At 55.8% G+C, this 17,112-nt stretch carries 14 protein-coding genes; 7 read left to right on the top strand and 7 right to left on the bottom strand.

What is annotated here, in order from left to right; genetic code table 11:
- Positions 1 to 147 precede the first annotated feature (147 nt).
- Complete coding sequence (locus ACXLHR_RS09290; protein ID WP_458791179.1) at positions 148 to 1,701, bottom strand: 2-isopropylmalate synthase; 1,554 nt, start codon at positions 1,699 to 1,701, stop codon at positions 148 to 150.
- A gap of 482 nt (positions 1,702 to 2,183) precedes the next feature.
- Here ACXLHR_RS09290 and ACXLHR_RS09285 point away from each other — a divergent pair, with 482 nt between their 5' ends.
- A complete protein-coding gene (locus ACXLHR_RS09285; protein WP_458791178.1) occupies positions 2,184 to 2,825 on the top strand; it encodes an SDR family NAD(P)-dependent oxidoreductase in 642 nt (213 codons plus the stop codon).
- 1 nt (position 2,826) lies between these two features.
- Here ACXLHR_RS09285 and ACXLHR_RS09280 read toward each other — a convergent pair whose 3' ends face one another.
- Complete coding sequence (locus ACXLHR_RS09280) at positions 2,827 to 4,284, bottom strand: MORN repeat-containing protein (RefSeq protein WP_458791177.1); 1,458 nt, start codon at positions 4,282 to 4,284, stop codon at positions 2,827 to 2,829.
- A 134-nt stretch (positions 4,285 to 4,418) separates the two neighbouring features.
- Here ACXLHR_RS09280 and ACXLHR_RS09275 point away from each other — a divergent pair, with 134 nt between their 5' ends.
- Positions 4,419 to 6,080: an NAD+ synthase gene (locus ACXLHR_RS09275; RefSeq protein ID WP_458791176.1), complete on the top strand. Its 1,662-nt coding sequence runs from the start codon at positions 4,419 to 4,421 to the stop codon at positions 6,078 to 6,080.
- 186 nt (positions 6,081 to 6,266) lie between these two features.
- Entirely contained in the window at positions 6,267 to 7,580 is a 1,314-nt protein-coding gene (gene gltX, locus ACXLHR_RS09270; RefSeq protein ID WP_458791175.1) for a glutamate--tRNA ligase, read from the top strand.
- A gap of 2 nt (positions 7,581 to 7,582) precedes the next feature.
- Here the strand turns inward: gltX and ACXLHR_RS09265 are convergent, their stop codons facing one another.
- The gene (locus ACXLHR_RS09265; protein WP_458791174.1) at positions 7,583 to 10,099 is read right to left on the bottom strand and encodes an ABC transporter permease; all 2,517 of its coding nucleotides are present in this window, start codon (positions 10,097 to 10,099) and stop codon (positions 7,583 to 7,585) included.
- The gene (locus ACXLHR_RS09260; protein ID WP_458791173.1) at positions 10,096 to 10,764 is read right to left on the bottom strand and encodes an ABC transporter ATP-binding protein; all 669 of its coding nucleotides are present in this window, start codon (positions 10,762 to 10,764) and stop codon (positions 10,096 to 10,098) included. Before ACXLHR_RS09260 ends, ACXLHR_RS09265 begins: the two co-directional genes overlap by 4 nt.
- Here ACXLHR_RS09260 and ACXLHR_RS09255 point away from each other — a divergent pair.
- Positions 10,763 to 11,449, top strand: coding sequence for an arylesterase (locus ACXLHR_RS09255; protein ID WP_458791172.1), 687 nt, complete (start codon positions 10,763 to 10,765; stop codon positions 11,447 to 11,449). The genes ACXLHR_RS09260 and ACXLHR_RS09255 overlap by 2 nt on opposite strands.
- A gap of 74 nt (positions 11,450 to 11,523) precedes the next feature.
- On the opposite strand, the gene ACXLHR_RS09250 is transcribed toward ACXLHR_RS09255, so the two are convergent.
- Entirely contained in the window at positions 11,524 to 11,730 is a 207-nt protein-coding gene (locus ACXLHR_RS09250) for a cold-shock protein (protein ID WP_445802803.1), read from the bottom strand.
- 537 nt (positions 11,731 to 12,267) lie between these two features.
- On the opposite strand from ACXLHR_RS09250, the gene ACXLHR_RS09245 reads away from it, so the two are divergent.
- Positions 12,268 to 12,786 (top strand): PhnA domain-containing protein, encoded by a 519-nt coding sequence (locus ACXLHR_RS09245; RefSeq protein WP_458791171.1) that lies wholly within the window; start codon positions 12,268 to 12,270, stop codon positions 12,784 to 12,786.
- Position 12,787: 1 nt separating this feature from the next.
- On the opposite strand, the gene ACXLHR_RS09240 is transcribed toward ACXLHR_RS09245, so the two are convergent.
- Positions 12,788 to 13,654, bottom strand: a complete 867-nt coding sequence (locus ACXLHR_RS09240; RefSeq protein ID WP_458791170.1) for a hypothetical protein — start codon at positions 13,652 to 13,654, stop codon at positions 12,788 to 12,790.
- 78 nt (positions 13,655 to 13,732) lie between these two features.
- On the opposite strand from ACXLHR_RS09240, the gene ACXLHR_RS09235 reads away from it, so the two are divergent.
- A complete protein-coding gene (locus tag ACXLHR_RS09235; protein ID WP_458791169.1) occupies positions 13,733 to 14,020 on the top strand; it encodes a hypothetical protein in 288 nt (95 codons plus the stop codon).
- A 212-nt stretch (positions 14,021 to 14,232) separates the two neighbouring features.
- On the opposite strand, the gene ettA is transcribed toward ACXLHR_RS09235, so the two are convergent.
- Positions 14,233 to 15,888, bottom strand: a complete 1,656-nt coding sequence (gene ettA / locus ACXLHR_RS09230; RefSeq protein WP_458791168.1) for an energy-dependent translational throttle protein EttA — start codon at positions 15,886 to 15,888, stop codon at positions 14,233 to 14,235.
- 136 nt (positions 15,889 to 16,024) lie between these two features.
- Here ettA and mgrA point away from each other — a divergent pair, with 136 nt between their 5' ends.
- The gene (gene mgrA / locus ACXLHR_RS09225) at positions 16,025 to 17,059 is read left to right on the top strand and encodes an L-glyceraldehyde 3-phosphate reductase (protein WP_458791167.1); all 1,035 of its coding nucleotides are present in this window, start codon (positions 16,025 to 16,027) and stop codon (positions 17,057 to 17,059) included.
- The last annotated feature ends 53 nt before the right edge of the window (positions 17,060 to 17,112 follow it).

Here is a 17,112-nt window from a genome sequence, read left to right as displayed (position 1 = left end):
AAATGACAAATTTTGCCTCTTCCCGAAATGCTGTTTTAGTTCGAAATGTACTAGCTTATTTACAACGCGACATTCTAAATCGAAAATAATGTTCGAAAAGTGAAAGGGCGGCGCATTCACGCCACCCCTCAAAACAATGCGAATTCCTTACGCATCTTTATAAGAAACACCCTTGGTATCATAGCCAACTTCAATTTGCGCACGGCGCACAATCAAGCGGTTCAGCGCGTTAATATAGGCCCGCACAGAGGCAACAACCGTATCGGTATCGGCCGATTGACCGGTGGCAATACGCCCGTCTTCTTCCATACGTACCGACACTGTGGCCTGCGCATCGGTGCCTTCGGTGACGGCACTCACCTGATACAACTGCAAACGCGCTTCATGCGACACCAGCGCTTTCACAGCGTTAAACGCCGCGTCCACAGGACCATCACCGGTGGATGTTGTGCTCACTTCCACCCCGTCAACACTCAGCGTCATTTCCGCCGTCTGCGGACCCTCGGTGCCACAAACAACACGCAAAGACTTCAGCTTTACACTGTCCTCTTCACCCTCGTTGTTGTCGACCAAGGCAATCAGGTCATCGTCGTAAACTTCCTTTTTACGGTCAGCCAATTCCTTGAAACGCACAAACACGTCTTTCAACTGGTTGTCGGCCAAATTATATCCCAACTCGGCCAGCTTAGACCGCAACGCGGCACGGCCAGAATGCTTGCCCAGTGGTAAAGACGTGCCGCTCATGCCAACATCTTCGGGGCGCATAATCTCGAACGTCTCCTTGTTCTTAAGCATGCCATCTTGATGAATACCGCTCTCGTGGGCAAAGGCGTTCTTGCCAACAATTGCCTTGTTGAACTGCACCGCGAACCCTGAAACTGCGGAAACGCGACGCGAGATATTCATGATCCTCGTGGTATCAATTTTCGTGGTATAAGGCATGATATCGTGGCGAACCTTCAGGGCCATCACGACCTCTTCCAGCGCAGTATTACCCGCACGTTCGCCCAATCCGTTGATCGTGCATTCGACTTGGCGCGCACCACCTTGAACAGCGGCCAGCGAATTTGCCGTCGCCAGACCAAGGTCGTTATGACAATGGGTCGCAAAAATAACCTCGTCAGCGCCCGGCACCGTGTTGATCAAACGGCGGATCAGATCAGCACTCTCTACCGGCGCAGTATAGCCAACGGTGTCGGGAATATTGATCGTTGTCGCACCGGCCTTGATCGCAATCTCGACCACACGGCACAGATAATCCCATTCGGTGCGGGTGGCATCCATCGGCGACCATTGCACATTATCGCACAGGTTGCGGGCATGGGTGACCGTATCATGAATACGCACGGCCATCTCGTCCATCGTCAGGTTCGGAATGGCGCGGTGCAACTCGGACGTGCCGATAAACGTATGGATGCGCGGTGATTTGGCGTGCTTGACCGCCTCCCAACAGCGGTCGATATCCTTGTAATTGGCACGGGCCAATCCACAAATCGTGGCACTCTTTGCGCGGGTAGAAATCTCGGACACCGCCTTGAAATCGCCCTCAGAGGCAATCGGGAAACCAGCCTCGATAATATCGACGCCCATCTCGTCAAGCAATTCCGCGATCTCCAGCTTTTCCGCATGGGTCATAGTCGCACCGGGGGATTGTTCACCATCGCGCAGCGTGGTGTCAAAAATCAACACGTGATCAGTCATTTTAGGTATTCCTTGTTATCTCTTAGCTTTACCGGTGCGTGTCCCCCTCTGAGCGGTCGCACCAACTTGGCACGCTCAGAGGCAGCTAAGGAGTAGCAACGCACGCAGGTTTAGACCCAATTGGCCACCCGAAATAATATGTGCGTTTATATTCATGACGCGGACTATAACCAGCTTTCGCGCGAAGAAAACCCCGTTTTTAGCAGCTGGGCCCTATTTTGGCGATATGCGCCAAACCGCCAACACCCGCACATATGACCCGCGCCGTGTTCACCGATAACCGGCGCATACAAAATAAGGTGCTCAACGCCGCAGCACAGACCGCCGCGCCGATCGCAGCAGGCTAGGACACCTCGTTAAATAATAATCGCAGGACCGGCGATTTCACGACCCGCCTGATTTGCGCATGAATTCGGCCCCAACTATTCACCCAATAGACGCCTTGGGCTGGTCGTGCGGGCGTGGCGAGCTATCATCTGGAAATGAGTAAAATTTTAATCATTGGTGCGTCTGGTGGGATCGGGGCTGCTTTTGTGCAGGCCTTGGCAGATCATGATGTGACAACCCTGTCGCGCAGCAAAGACGGTTTTGATGTAACCAACCCGTCTTCGGTAGCTAGGCATCTGGATAATATGACGGGCGTTTTTGACCTGATCCTCGTGACGGTCGGCGTTTTAGGTGTGCCGGAAAAATCGCTCGGTGCGATCACCGCCAAGGCCATGGCAGATGTTTTTGCCGTGAATGCCATTGGTCCCGCCCTTATCCTGCGTCACGTTCCGCGTATATTAGCACCGCAGGGCAAAGTGGCGATCCTTTCGGCGCGTGTCGGATCAATCGGAGACAACAAGATCGGCGGTTGGCATAGCTACCGCGCGTCCAAAGCGGCGCTTAACCAAATCGTGCGCGGGGCAGCGATCGAGCTTGCGCGCACCCACAAAGGCTCTGTTTGCGTGGCGTTGCATCCTGGCACAGTCGCCACAGCTTTCACCGCAAAATATGCTGGCAGACATGCCACCGTCCCGGCAACGAAAACCGCCATTGATCTGCTGAGCGTCATCGAAAACCTCGACGCCGCACAAACCGGAAACTTCTTTGATTATGCAGGCAAATCCGTTCCGTGGTAAATCACTGATCCGGGGCAGGGGCCGCTTCGGTTTCGGCGGGTAACGTGGCATCATCAGGCGCAGGGATCTCTGCCTTCGGAAGCGTGCCATCAACCCAATCGCCCGCAGCCTCTTCGCCCGTCGCATAGCGCATCGTGCCAGCCCCCTGACGGCGACCCCGCACAAACATTCCCTCGTAGACATCGCCATTTGCATAGGTCGCGACGCCAAGCCCGCTAATCTCGCCGCCCGCCCACAGCCCTTCATACTTGAACCCGTCCGGCAAAGTGATCGCACCGGTCCCGTCTCGCTGCCCGTCCTTGAATTCACCAATATACACAGTGCCGTCCGCATAGGTGGCCGTGCCCATCCCGCTACGCTGACCATCTGCCCAAGCACCCACATAGGTATAGCCGTCCGCATAACGCATCGTGCCTTGACCATGATTTTTCGCGTTCAAAAATTCACCATCATAAACCAGACCGTTGGCATAAGTCGCGACACCACGACCGTTGATGACGCCGTTCGCCCACTCACCCTCATAGCTGGACCCGTCGGCATAAGTGATCTTCCCCATACCATCCGCCAAATCCGCAACAAACGTGCCAACATATACCGACCCGTCAGGATACGTCACCTCACCAGACCCCTCGATCTGACCGGCCTTCCAGTCACCACTATACTTATAGCCGTCCGTGCCCGTGAACGTACCTAGACCGTCGCGCTGGTCATCCACAAAACCACCGTCATACGAATCGCCATTGGCATATGTCACCTTGCCCGCACCCTGCCTGCGACCGGCCACCAGATCACCCTCGAATATATCACCATTCGGCTGGACCAAACGGCCTTTGCCTTCAATCTGGCCAGCCACCCAAGTGCCCTCGTAAATCAAACCATCCGCCATCGTCAGGATGCCAACACCGTCACGCTCGCCAGCCTTCAACGCACCGCTGTAAACTGCACCATCAGGGTAGGTAATCACACCTTCACCTTCCTTGACGCCGTTAATCCACGGACCTGCGTAAACATAACCGCCCGGAGACCGCATCGTGCCAACACCGTGGTGCATGGCATTGCGCAACTCACCCTCGTAGACAACACCGTTGGCGTAATTCGCAATCCCGCGACCGGTGATATTACCCTCAAGCCAGTCCCCCTCAAACGTGCCGCCATCTGCAAAGGTAATCTTGCCCGTGCCAGACGGCTTGCCCGCAACAAACGTACCCTCGTAAATCGAACCGTTGGGGAACTGCGCAACACCCGTGCCCTTGATCTCGCCCTCAACCCAGTCGCCGGTGTATTCATAGCCGTTAGGCAGACGGTAGGTGCCGGTGCCGTGCTGTTTGCCGTTCAGAAATGCGCCCTCATAGACGCCGCCGTCATCATATTGCTTGGTCTGGATCGTCTGTGCGCCAGCCCCGCTTGCCACTGCGAAAAACGCCGCACCAACCACTGCTTGCCATCCAAAACCTGCCATAATGACCCCCTGTCACATCATTGTTAGCGTAACCTAATCTACACGGGCAATGCTGACAACGGGGGTATCGGGGCAATCGGCTTTCCCTTGCGCATGAATATGCTACATCTGGCCGCGACCATAAGGATAAGACCATGAGTGATCATTTCAGGCTGACCATCGCGCAACTTAACCCGACCGTTGGCGACCTTGCAGGCAACGCGGCCTTGGCAAAGGACGCGTGGCAGCAAGCAAAAGCCGCAAACGCCGATATGATTGCCCTGCCTGAAATGTTCATCACGGGATACTCGACCCAGGATCTGATTAACAAACCGGCCTTTTACACCGCCGCAATGCAGGCCATCGAGCAACTTGCAATGGACTGCGCTGATGGGCCGACCCTCGCAATCGGCGGGCCATATGCGCAAAACGGCAAGCTGCACAACGCCTACCACATCTGTCGGAACGGCAAAATTGTAGCCCGCCAGCTCAAACATTTCCTGCCCAATTACAACGTGTTCGACGAAGTGCGGCAATTCAATCGGGGCGACATCCAAGGGCCATATGCCATCCCGGACGGTCCGCGCATCGGCAGCCCGATCTGCGAAGACGCCTGGCATGTCGACGTGGCCGAAGCGATGGTGGAATCAGGCGCAGAAATCCTGGTTGTCCCCAACGGCTCGCCTTACTTTCGCGGCAAATTCGACGTGCGCATGAACAATATGGTGGCGCGGGTCGTGGAAAACGACGTGCCGCTGGTCTACCTGAACATGGTCGGCGGCCAAGACGATCTTGCCTATGATGGCGGCTCTTTTGTGCTCAATCGCGGCGGCAAACTCGCGGTGCAACTGCCGCTCTTTGATACGGCGATCGCCCACGTCGATTTTACCCGCACGGCAGATGGCTGGACCGCGATCGAAGGCGAAAAAGCCACCCTGCCTTCAGAGGCCGGCCAAGACTACCGCGCCATGGTCATAACGCTACGCGACTATTTCGCCAAAACCGGTTTCACCAAATGCCTGCTGGGGCTGTCAGGCGGCATCGATAGCGCCATCGTCGCCACTATCGCCGCCGATGCACTTGGGCCACAAAACGTGCGTTGCGTGATGCTGCCTTCTGAATACACGTCGCAATCCTCACTTGATGACGCCCAAGCCGTGGTGGACGCGCTCGGTTGCAAATACGACACCGTCAACATCGCAGGCACGCGGGCGGCTGTCACGGACGCCCTTGCACCGCTCTTTGCAGGCCTTGACGAGGGGCTGACCGAAGAAAACATCCAAAGCCGGATACGCGGGTTGCTCCTCATGGCGCAATCCAACAAATTCGGTGAAATGCTCCTGACCACTGGCAATAAATCAGAAGTCGCCGTGGGCTATGCGACAATCTACGGCGACATGGCGGGCGGCTATAATCCAATAAAAGACATGTATAAAAGCCGCGTCTTTGACACCTGCCGCTGGCGCAACGCAAACCACGCGCCTTGGATGCTGGCGCCCGCAGGGACCATGATCCCTGTCGCGATCATCGACAAGCCACCCAGCGCGGAACTGCGCCCCGACCAAAAAGACAGCGACAGCCTGCCGCCCTACGATGTTCTTGACGGGATACTCGAAATGCTGGTCGACGGTGACGCCTCTGTCAGCGATTGCGTTGCCGCAGGATACGCGCGCGACACCGTGAAAAAGATCGAACACCTGCTCTACATCTCTGAATACAAACGCTACCAATCCGCCCCCGGAACACGGTTATCGCAGCACGCATTCTGGCTCGACCGGCGCTATCCGATTGTGAACCGCTGGCGCGACGCCACCTGACCCGAAATGTTCGCTCAACCGGTCAGGGGCGCGGTCACTGGCCGGATCAAAACCGCCCGTTTTGGCCTGAACAGATGCCCTACGCGTGCAAGACGTAAAGAAGACGTAATAAAGACCGCGTTTTTTGCTGTAACTGGACAATTTCGCTCTGGTCTGACACATCCTTGAACAACAGGAGATTAGCTCATGACCACAACACGTTTCGCCCCGTCACCTACGGGTTACATCCACATCGGCAACCTGCGCGCCGCACTGTTTAATTACGCGATCGCGCGCCAAAACGGCGGAAGCTTTGTGCTGCGCATCGACGACACCGACCCCATCCGGTCCAAGGATGAATATGTGCAAGGCATCAAAGATGACCTGACATGGTTGGGCATCAAATGGGACCGTGTAGAGCATCAATCAAAGCGTATGGATAAGTACCTGATTGCAAAGCAGGAACTGATAGATATGGGGCGTCTTTACGAGTGTTTCGAGACACCTGTAGAGCTGGATCTCAAGCGTAAAAAACAGCTCAATATGGGCAAGCCACCGGTCTATGATCGCGCTGCTTTGGCACTTTCAGAGGCCGAAAAAGACGCGCTGCGCGCAGAGCGTGGCTCGCATTGGCGGTTCAAATTGAACCTCAACCGCATTGAATGGGACGACGGCATTATCGGCAAAATTTCGATTGATGCGGCCTCCGTCTCTGACCCTGTACTGTTCAAAAACGACGGCCAGATTCTCTACACACTGGCTTCGGTCGTCGACGACATTGAGATGGGCATGACCTACATCGTCCGCGGCTCCGACCACGTCACCAACACCGCCACCCAGATCCAGATAATGGAGGCTTTGGGCGGCACTGTTCCTCGTTTTGCGCACCATTCGTTGTTGACGGGTCCGCAAGGTGAGGCGCTATCTAAGCGGTTGGGAACATTAGCTTTAAGGGACCTACGCAAAGAGGGCGTCGCCCCGCAGGCGGTGTTGTCTTTGATGGCACGTTTGGGCTCGTCGGAACCTGTCGAGTTGCGCGCAAACATCGATGAAATCATCGCGAACTTTGACGTGACCAAGTTTGGATCGGCCCCGACCAAGTTCGATTTTGAAGATCTCTGGCCATTGACTGCGCGTTATTTGGCAACGCTTTCCGCCGAGGATGTGGCAGAGGCGTTGACCGATGTGCCTGCCGCCAAAAAGGTGGCGTTCTGGGATGCAATCAAAGGCAATATCTCCAAACTGGATGATATTGCGGATTGGTGGGCGTTCTTTGAGAATGGGGCGGCACCTTTGGTCGATGACGAAGACCGCGAATTCATCGCGCAAGCCTTTGATATGCTTGGCGATCCACCTTACGCAGACGACACATGGTCAACATGGACAACTGCCGTAAAAGAGGCCACTGGCCGCAAAGGTAAAGGCTTGTTTATGCCATTGCGTAAGGCTGTGACCGGCCGCGCGCGCGGGCCGGAGATGGCAGATGTGATGCCATTGCTGGCTCATAAACCGAAGTTGTAAGATTACTCCCGCGCGCGTAATACGCGCGCGGGTTTTGCCGCCAAGGGTCTGATTGCAAACGCAAGTCCCGCCAGCAACGACGCCACAGCACCGCCACCGATGATCAAAATTGCGTTGCTCCAGATTACGACATAATCGCCTTCCATCACGAATGTCGTCACCGCCCACCCCCCCAATATGCCCGCAGCCAGTGCAACGACACCTGCGGTAAATCCAAGTAGGGCGGCGCGCAGTGTGAAGCTCCACAAAATCCGCGCGCGCGATGCGCCAAGCACTTTCAGCACAGCCGCTTCATAGGTGCGGGTTTTTTCGCCTGCGGCGGCTGCACCAATCAGCACAAGAAACCCCGTGATCAGCGTTGCAAGGGCCGCGTAACGGGTCGCGGCGGCGATGCCGCTGACCAGCGTGACAAGTTGGTCAATCGCGTCACGGATGCGAATTGCGGTGATGTTGGGGTATTGGCTGGCAAGGTCGCGCAGGATCGCGGCCTCGGATTCGGGTGTCGCATAGACCGTCGAAATCCAGCTATGTGGCGCACCCGCCAAGGCCGCGGGGTTCATTGTCATGACAAAACCGATCCCTGCGTTTTCCCAGCTCACGGTGCGGAAACTTGCGATGGTGGCGGTGATGTCGCGGCCCAAGATATTCACGGTGATGGTGTCGCCCAAGGCCAGCCCGATTTCCTCGGCCTCCTTTGCGGCAAAGCTGATCAGGGGCGGTCCTGCATAGTCTTCGGACCACCATTCGCCTGCTGTCAGCTCGCTTGGATCATCAAGCGTGGCCGCGTAGGTGACGCCCCGATCGCCGCGCACGACCCAGTGACCGTTTGCAAAGTCTTCGGCAGGTTGCCCGTTAATTTTAGTAATGATCCCACGCAGCATAGGAGCGCTGTCAACTTTGCGCACGGCAGGGTCATTTGCCAACCGCTCGCGAAAGCCGTCGATTTGATCAGGTTGGATATCTACAAAGAAATAGCTGGGCGCAACGTCGGGCAACTCGTCGGCGAAAGAGGCGCGTAGGTTGCCGTCGATTTGCCCGACGGCAGAAAGGACGGCGAGGCCAAGTCCTAACGACACGACAACGGAGGTGGTTTCGCCGCCGCGCGCGCCGATGGCATTCAGCGCCAAGCGTAAGACCGGCCAACCGCGTGTGCGTTTGCCTAATGCACGTGCGGTGATCCTTGCAAGGAAGGCCGCAAAGACGAGGATCAAGAGTGCGCCTGCGATGCCGCCTGCGGTCCATAGCGTCAGGAAGACGGTGCCTGAGAACCAGACAGCGGCCCCGAGAAGTGCGGCGATCAGCAGGGCTGTGGCGATGAGATAGCGAAGGGCAGGTAATCCGCTCGTTGTCCCAAACGCATCGCGAAACAGCGTGGCGGGGCGGACCTGTTCTGTTTTTGCCAGTGGCCAGAGGGTGAAAATCAGCGCTGCGAGAATGCCGTAGAGGGCGGCTTCAAAAAGAGGTGCGGCGTTGAAGGTGAAGTCGGCGGGGATCGGTAGCTGCGCCTCGATGATGGGGGCAAGGAGTACGGGGAGTGCGCCGCCGATGAGCAAGCCGAGCGCGACACCAAGCAAGGTGAGGGTGCCGATTTGGATAAAGTAGGTCAGAAAAATGGTGCGGCGTGTCGCACCAAGCGTTTTGAGTGTGGCGATGACGCTGGTTTTACCTGCGAGGTATGAGCGCACAGCCGCAGAGACACCAACGCCGCCGACGGCAAGGCCTGACAGGCCCATGAGGATCAAAAACGCCCCGATCCGTTCTACAAAACGTGCAGTTCCGCCTGCGCCTTGGCGGCTGTCACGCCAGTTGAGCCCTGTATCGCGGTAGCGGGTTTCAGCCTCGGATTTGAGCGCGTCGAGGTTGGGGGCGGGTGGCAAGTCGAGGCGGTAATAGGTTGAAAACAGGGTGCCTTCCGACAAAAGCCCCGAGCCGTCGAGGTCGGCGGTGCGCACGATGGTGCGGGGACCAAGACCAAACCCAGCTGATGAATTGTCGGGATAGCGTTCAAGGATCGCACGTAGGGTAAAGGTCTGTTCACCAAGTTGGAATAGGTCGCCAGCGGTGAGCCCGAGGCGGTCGGCAAGGACGCGTTCCATGACGCCGCCGTGGTCCGCGAGGGCGGTATCAATGGCGATGTCGTGGGAGAGGGTGACCTGCCCGATCAGGGGGTAGGCGCTATCGACGGCGCGCACCTGGGTCAGGCTGCGTTCGGCTGCGTCACCCGATCCGACGACGATCATAGAGCGGAAATCAACGGTTTCCGAGACTTGCTCTGCGATGGAATTAAGCCAGTCGCGTTCATCGTCGCGCGCAAAACGGTAAGTGAATTTGACTTCGGCGTCGCCACCAAGCAAGGCAGCGCCTTCTTTTTCTAGCCCCGCCTCGATACCCGAACGTACTGTGCCAACGGCGGCGATGGCGGCAACTCCAAGAGCGAGACAGGCGAGAAATACGCGAAAGCCGCGCAGGCCACCGCGCATTTCACGCCATGCTATCCGTGATGCGATTTTCAGGCTCATGCGATGCGTCCGTCGTTCAGGGTGATAATGCGGTCGCAGCGGGCGGCGAGTTCAGGGGAATGAGTGACCATGATGAGGGTCGCACCGTGTTTGTCGCGCAGATCAAACAACATATCCATGATTGCCGCGCCGTTTGTCGCGTCGAGGTTGCCTGTGGGTTCATCCGCAAGCAGGATTTGCGGACGGGGTGCCGAGGCGCGCGCAAGGGCCACGCGCTGTTGTTCGCCGCCCGACATCTGGCTGGGATAGTGGTCTTTTCGCGCGCCAAGGCCGACAGCGTCAAGTTCGGCTGCGGCGCGGCTAAAGGCATCGTGAACGCCCGCGAGCTCTAACGGGGTTGCGACATTTTCGAGCGCGGTCATTGTGGGGATGAGGTGGAAAGATTGGAACACGACCCCCATATGATCTCTACGGAAGTGGGCCAGTTGGTCTTCGTTCATTGTGCTAAGGGTTTGGCCTAAGGCGGTGATCGTACCAGACGTGACCTGTTCCAAACCACCCATCAACATAAGGAGCGACGATTTGCCTGATCCACTTGGCCCGATAAGCCCCAAAGTTTCGCCTGTCATGACATCGAGTGAAATTTCGTGCAAGATATCGACTTGGCCCGCGTTTCCATCAAGGGTGAGGGATGCGTTTGACAGTGACAGGACGGGATTTGACATGAGGCGGGCCTTTGGTTTGATGCGCTTTGATGGATATGGGGCATTGCGTGGTGTGCGCAACCTATGCGTGGCGATTGGTTTGTTTTCAGGGGCGGCTTATGCAGAACCTGTGAAGATTGCAGCGTTGGGGGATAGTTTGACGGCAGGATATGGATTGCCGCTTGCCGACGGGTTTGTCCCACAATTGCAGGCGTGGCTAGATGCGCAGGGCGCTGATGTCGAGATTTTGAACGCGGGTGTGTCCGGGGATACTACGGCTGGCGGGTTATCGCGCACCGATTGGACGCTGACACCTGATGTGGATGCGATGATTGTGGCGCTGGGCGGGAATGATTATTTGCGCGGGCTTGATCCGGCGTTAAGTCGTGAAAATTTGAGTGGTATTTTAACGAAGGCGCAGGATGCCGGGGTAGAGACCCTTTTGGTGGGGCTGACTGCGGGTGGAAATTATGGCCCTGTGTATCAGGCGCAATTTAATGGGATGTATCCGGATCTGGCTGGTGACTTTGATGTGCAACTCTACCCGAATATCTTTGCGGGTATGTTGTCAGACGCACAAACACAGGCGCAACTTGCTGATTATTTGCAGGCGGATGGAATTCATCCGAATGCAAAGGGTGTTGCCGTAAATGTTGCTGCGATTGGTCCCGCGATACTGGCGCTCGTCGAGAGCGTGCAGCCATAGCGATCGTCAAAATGTAAGGGGAGGCCCGAAGGCAAATGGGGTAGGGACGCCCGAAAGGGCGCCCCTCGGGTAAGTTAGGCCAGAGCCAGGTTTACCGCAGATTCGCGACCGTCACGGCCAGCTTCGATGTCGAAAGTAACCTTCTGGTCGTCTTTCAAGCCTGTGAGGCCGGAACGCTCAACAGCGGAGATGTGAACGAAAACGTCCTTGGAGCCGCCGTCTGGAGCGATAAAGCCGAAGCCTTTAGTTGCGTTGAACCATTTTACTGTACCAGTAGCCATGGGAGTAATCCTTTATTTTCAGTCTGTCCGCGGAGTGCGACAGCGCGGCTTAGTCAGTGCAATATCGAAGACTGTAGCCGAAAAGGAGAACAGTGGGTCGAGATAGAATAACGTTTGCCCCCTATAGTTGGATGTTTTTTTGAAAAATTGCAAGGGGGTTTCCGTGGGAGTTGTAAAACAAGCAAAAAATTGCGGCTTTTGTGACATGTCTTGCGGGTGAAAATACATTGATTTTGTGATCCAGGTCAACAAGATGGATGTGCGACAAAAAAGCATTTTCCTATGCCGCCCATTGGTCAATCGTCAGCATGGATCATGGCCACTGCTAGGGCCACGATCCGTGACGACGAGTGTTATAAAAAGCGAGTGACCTCATCCCTCACGTTTTTCAATCTCTGGCAGTTAGACTCACCATTTGGCAGAGATACGACAAGTTTGTGCAGAAAATCGTGGACGAGTCGGATTTACAACATCTTGACCTTTGGTGTGATGGGGCGCATCCCGATCTGCATTACCATCAAAGTGCAGGAGAAAACGATGAATATTGATGAATTACTGACCCGATCAGGTGGTGTTTGTGAAATTTGTGGTGACGTGACGGGGCTGGCGCGGGTTGAAGTAACACCAAGCGATGACGCGGTTTTTTGTGAGGTTTGTGCGGGCGAAGCCCCTGCGGAGGGCGGGCATTGGCGCGCGCTTGAGGGGGCCGCGTGGTCGGTTGAACCTGCTGTTCAGATCGCAGTTTGGCGCAAGCTGGGCGAGATTGGCGAGGCTTGGGCAACGGATGCGCAGGTTGGCATGATGTTGGATCCGGATGTCATGGGCCGTGCGCGCGACGTGGCTTTGGTACACCGCGATGCGCATGGCGCGGTTTTGGCATCGGGCGACACAGTTGTTTTGATCAAGGATTTGCCGGTCAAAGGTGCGGGTTTTACGGCCAAGCGCGGAACTGCGGTGCGCAGTATTTCACTGGTGAGCGATAATGCCGGCCATATCGAGGGCCGTGTAGAGGGGCAGCGCATTGTGATTCTTACCGAGTTTGTGAAACGTAAATAGCCTAGCTTGGGAATACTTTTGCCATTTCCGTGTTGAATTGTGTCCAAGTCATTGTCGCACGATTGCCTGCGTGTCCGTGATAATGTGAGCGTCCCGTCGAATTGGGTAATCCCGCCCAGATTTTAGCAAGATTATTCATAAATGCGGTTCTGCTCAATTCTCCGCGGGTGGCCGCAGCGAATCCTGCCTCGGCCAGAAGCACGTCCGCCAACCGGTCCTGTGTCAGGCTATTAAACTGTTCGTTTGGTGACAGGCCGAGTTTTTGCACCAACCTGCGCAGGGTGGGTGGGATGAATTGGTAACGGCCAATGGCGTGCGGCTGTCCGGGCGTCGCGTCGATCCATTGGTAGACTTCTGCGATGGTCATCTGGGTTGGTGGCTTTGTCGGTCGGATGCGCGCACCGTGCTGCACGGCATCATAGCCTTGCCGACCGGCCTCTGCCTTACTGATGATATTTCTGATGTGGCCGGCGGGCGAATTTGGCTGCGGCATGGCGGCGGGGGTGAACTGTTCCATCCATTGCGGTGTGCGGCGTGTTCGTGCGGGATGGGGTGCAAAGAGTCCTAAGCCACCTTTGCCGGCGAACAGGCTACCCTTGTGAATGGTCGCATCAGGGGCGGTCGCAGTTGTAGGTTTTTGCATGATTGATGACCGGGTGCCGCGCAGCGCGTCGCCACCAAGAAGCGACGCAAGTTCGGCCTGCAGTGGCAATGGGTTAAACGTACAGATGACGGATAGAAAAATAACGATATACCGCAACTGAACCTCGGATTTTATGAGTGTTGCTGCGACATTCCACGATAATTGTTGATAAATTGTTTCTGTTGTCGCAATTTCTTTGCGGTCCTGCCGGAATGAGAGTGGCATGCAAGAATAACCACCTATTTCCCCACATCATTGCTATGATCGCTGTAGCATCGGGCCAGACCAAAAAAGGGGAATGTAATGTTCAAATTTTTAAAATCACGCTTTGCGGGCGTGACTGCCACAGTTGAGACGCATCGCCAGACCGTTGAACGTGCTTTAGCAGAAGTGAATACGGTCGTTGGGTTGATGGATGAAAAACCAAAGGTCACGATTGATCCTGCGACGGGTTCGGTGACGATGGAGTTGCCGGATCAAATGCCGGACGAGGCGCTTGCCTTGCCCGCGCCGGAGGCTGTTGCTGATGCGGCGGCTGTTGACGAGGCGGCTGAGATTGCTGAGCCGGAAGTTGGTGAAAAGGAATCTTAGATTCATAATATGGGAGAGCCATTCCCGATTGAATTCTCGGTCATTCGCGGGACGTTTGAGTTTCCCGTGAGGTTGTACCCTAGAAGTTAAGATTTTATTGGGATTCGGGTGTAAAAGCAAAAACCTGCCAGCTTTTGAGCCAGCAGGTTTCATAGATGTAGATCGCACAGATCGGTATGGATCCGAACCGGACGCTGTCCGTTTGTTACGGGTTAGCGTACGAATTTCTTGTGCTTCATCCGCTTTGGTTCCATTGCGTCGGCCCCTAGACGGCGTTTCTTGTCTTCTTCGTAGTCTTCAAAGTTGCCTTCGAACCATTCTACGTGTGCGTCGCCCTCAAACGCGAGGATGTGTGTACAGATCCGGTCGAGGAAGAAGCGGTCGTGCGAGATGACCACGGCGCAGCCTGCAAAGGACATCAGCGCGTCTTCGAGGGCGCGCAGGGTTTCCACGTCGAGATCGTTTGTTGGTTCGTCGAGGAGCAGCACGTTGCCGCCAGATTTCAGCAGTTTTGCCATGTGCACGCGGTTACGTTCACCGCCAGAGAGTAGGCCAACCTTTTTCTGCTGGTCGCCGCCTTTAAAGTTGAACGCCGAGCAATAGGCGCGGGAGTTCATGGAGGCATCGCCCAGCATGATGACTTCTGCACCGCCAGTGATTTCTTCCCAGACGGTCGCGTCAGAGGTCAATGCGTCACGTGACTGGTCAACATAGGACAGTTTCACGGTATCACCAAAGGACACGGTGCCTTCATCAGGTTCAGCCTGGCCTGTCAGCATCGAGAAGAGTGTCGATTTACCCGCGCCGTTTGGCCCGATCACGCCAACAATGCCGCCCGGCGGCAGATCAAACGAAAGACCTTCAACCAGAAGCTTGTCGCCCATGGCTTTCTTGAGATCGGTGACTTCGATGACTTTATTGCCAAGGCGTGGACCGTTTGGAATAATGATCTGGGCGCGGCCCATTTTCTCGCGTTCGGACTGGTTAGCGAGGTCATTATAGGCGCTGATACGGGCTTTGGATTTGGCTTGGCGGGCTTTGGCACCTTGGCGCATCCATTCAAGTTCGCGCTCGAGAGTGCGCTGCTTGGATTTGTCTTCGCGGGCTTCTTTCTCAAGGCGCTTGGCTTTGGCTTCCAGCCAGCTGGAATAGTTGCCCTCGTGAGGGATGCCCGCACCGCGGTCGAGTTCCAAAATCCAGCCTGTGATCGCGTCAAGGAAGTAACGGTCGTGGGTCACGATCAGGATTGTGCCTTTGTAATCAACAAGGTGCTGTTGCAGCCATGCGATTGTTTCGGCGTCAAGGTGGTTGGTTGGTTCGTCAAGCAGCAACATGTCTGGTGCTTCGAGCAGCAGTTTGCACAGGGCCACGCGACGTTTTTCACCGCCCGAAAGCGTTGTCACATCGGCGTCGTCGGCGGGGCAGCGCAGGGCTTCCATAGACACATCGATCTGGCTGTCGAGATCCCAGAGGTTGGCTGCGTCGATTTCATCTTGCAGCGCTGCCATCTCTTCGGCGGTTTCTTCCGAGTAGTTCATCGCAAGTTCATTGTAACGGTCAAGGATCGCTTTTTTGTCGGCCACGCCGAGCATCACGTTTTCACGGACGGTAAGTGTCTCGTCGAGGTGCGGTTCTTGTGGCAGGTAGCCCACGCGCGCGCCTTCGGCGGCCCATGCTTCGCCAACGAAGTCTTTGTCCTGGCCCGCCATGATGCGCATCAGGGTCGATTTACCGGTGCCGTTTACACCGACCACACCGATTTTCACACCGGGCAAGAAGTTCAGGCGGATGTTTTCAAACACCTTTTTGCCGCCGGGGTAGGTTTTGGATACACCATCCATGAAATAGACGAATTGATTGCTGGCCATGTTGTGACGCTCCGCTGGTATTAGGAATTTGCCCCTAGATAGCTGGGGAAGGCGGCTGGGGCAATCACCGAACGGTTTTGGTTTGACAGGGTCGTGATGCTCTGATTGGCTTTGCTCAAATTATCAGGAGAACGCCATGACTTATGTGCCTGCCGCCGACCGCTATGAGGAAATGATCTATCGCCGTTGCGGCAAGTCGGGGGTTAAATTGCCTGCGGTGTCTTTGGGGCTATGGCATAACTTTGGCCATGATACGCCGCATGACACCAAGGTCGATATCTGCCGCACGGCGTTTGATCACGGCATCACGCATTTTGATCTGGCCAATAACTACGGGCCGCCTCCGGGGGCGGCGGAACATGCGTTCGGGTCGATTTTGGCGAGCGATTTCAAGGATCACCGAGACGAGTTGATTATCAGCTCTAAGGCCGGCTACGAGATGTGGGATGGGCCTTATGGTGAGTGGGGCAGTCGCAAATATATGGTGTCGTCGTGTGATCAGTCGCTCAAGCGGATGGGCCTTGATTACGTCGATGTTTTCTATTCGCATCGTTTTGATCCTGACACGCCATTAGAGGAAACCATGGGTGCGCTGGATTATATTGTGCGGTCCGGTCGTGCGCTTTATGCGGGGATTTCGTCGTATAATACTGCGCGGACCCGCGAAGCTGTGGCGATTTTAAACGATCTTGGCACGCCCTGTCTAATCCATCAGCCAAGTTATAATATGCTGAACCGCTGGGTTGAACGCGATGGGTTGAAAGAGACTTTGACCGATTTGGGTGTCGGGTCGATTGCGTTCACGCCGTTGGCACAGGGGATGCTGACCACGAAATATCTGGGTGGTATTCCCGAGGGGTCGCGGGCTTCGCAGGGCAAGTCATTGGCGCCAAAGATGATTTCCGACCATGCAATTGCGAATATCAAAAAGCTGAACGAAATTGCAGAAGCCCGTGGTCAGACCTTGGCGCAGATGGCGATTGCGTGGGTATTGCGCGATGGTGGCATTACAACCGCGCTGATTGGCGCATCCAAGCCGTCGCAGGTTGTCGATTGCGCGGGGGCTGTCGGCAATCTGGAATTCAGCGCCGATGAGTTGGCGTTGATTGATACCTATGCCAATGAAGAAGAGATCAACCTGTGGGCAACTTCGTCGGAGACGGTGAAGTAGCTTTGCCTTTATCCAAAATGCGGCGTAAGTCTGTCGCGGTTGGTAGCATGAGG

The organism is Yoonia sp. MH D7 (assembly GCF_054439475.1).
Note: the sequence above shows the minus strand (reverse complement) of the source record. Positions and strands in the feature narration are given on the sequence as shown.

Coding starts and splice junctions, on each gene's coding strand:
- ACXLHR_RS09275 (WP_458791176.1), top strand. CDS start 4,419: ATGAGTGATCATTTCAGGCTGACCATCGCGCAACTTAACCCGACCGTT.
- ACXLHR_RS09240 (WP_458791170.1), bottom strand. CDS start 13,654: ATGCCACTCTCATTCCGGCAGGACCGCAAAGAAATTGCGACAACAGAA.
- ettA (WP_458791168.1), bottom strand. CDS start 15,888: ATGGCCAGCAATCAATTCGTCTATTTCATGGATGGTGTATCCAAAACC.
- ACXLHR_RS09265 (WP_458791174.1), bottom strand. CDS start 10,099: ATGAGCCTGAAAATCGCATCACGGATAGCATGGCGTGAAATGCGCGGT.
- ACXLHR_RS09255 (WP_458791172.1), top strand. CDS start 10,763: ATGAGGCGGGCCTTTGGTTTGATGCGCTTTGATGGATATGGGGCATTG.
- ACXLHR_RS09290 (WP_458791179.1), bottom strand. CDS start 1,701: ATGACTGATCACGTGTTGATTTTTGACACCACGCTGCGCGATGGTGAA.
- ACXLHR_RS09280 (WP_458791177.1), bottom strand. CDS start 4,284: ATGGCAGGTTTTGGATGGCAAGCAGTGGTTGGTGCGGCGTTTTTCGCA.
- ACXLHR_RS09235 (WP_458791169.1), top strand. CDS start 13,733: ATGTTCAAATTTTTAAAATCACGCTTTGCGGGCGTGACTGCCACAGTT.
- ACXLHR_RS09260 (WP_458791173.1), bottom strand. CDS start 10,764: ATGTCAAATCCCGTCCTGTCACTGTCAAACGCATCCCTCACCCTTGAT.
- ACXLHR_RS09245 (WP_458791171.1), top strand. CDS start 12,268: ATGAATATTGATGAATTACTGACCCGATCAGGTGGTGTTTGTGAAATT.
- ACXLHR_RS09250 (WP_445802803.1), bottom strand. CDS start 11,730: ATGGCTACTGGTACAGTAAAATGGTTCAACGCAACTAAAGGCTTCGGC.
- mgrA (WP_458791167.1), top strand. CDS start 16,025: ATGACTTATGTGCCTGCCGCCGACCGCTATGAGGAAATGATCTATCGC.
- gltX (WP_458791175.1), top strand. CDS start 6,267: ATGACCACAACACGTTTCGCCCCGTCACCTACGGGTTACATCCACATC.
- ACXLHR_RS09285 (WP_458791178.1), top strand. CDS start 2,184: ATGAGTAAAATTTTAATCATTGGTGCGTCTGGTGGGATCGGGGCTGCT.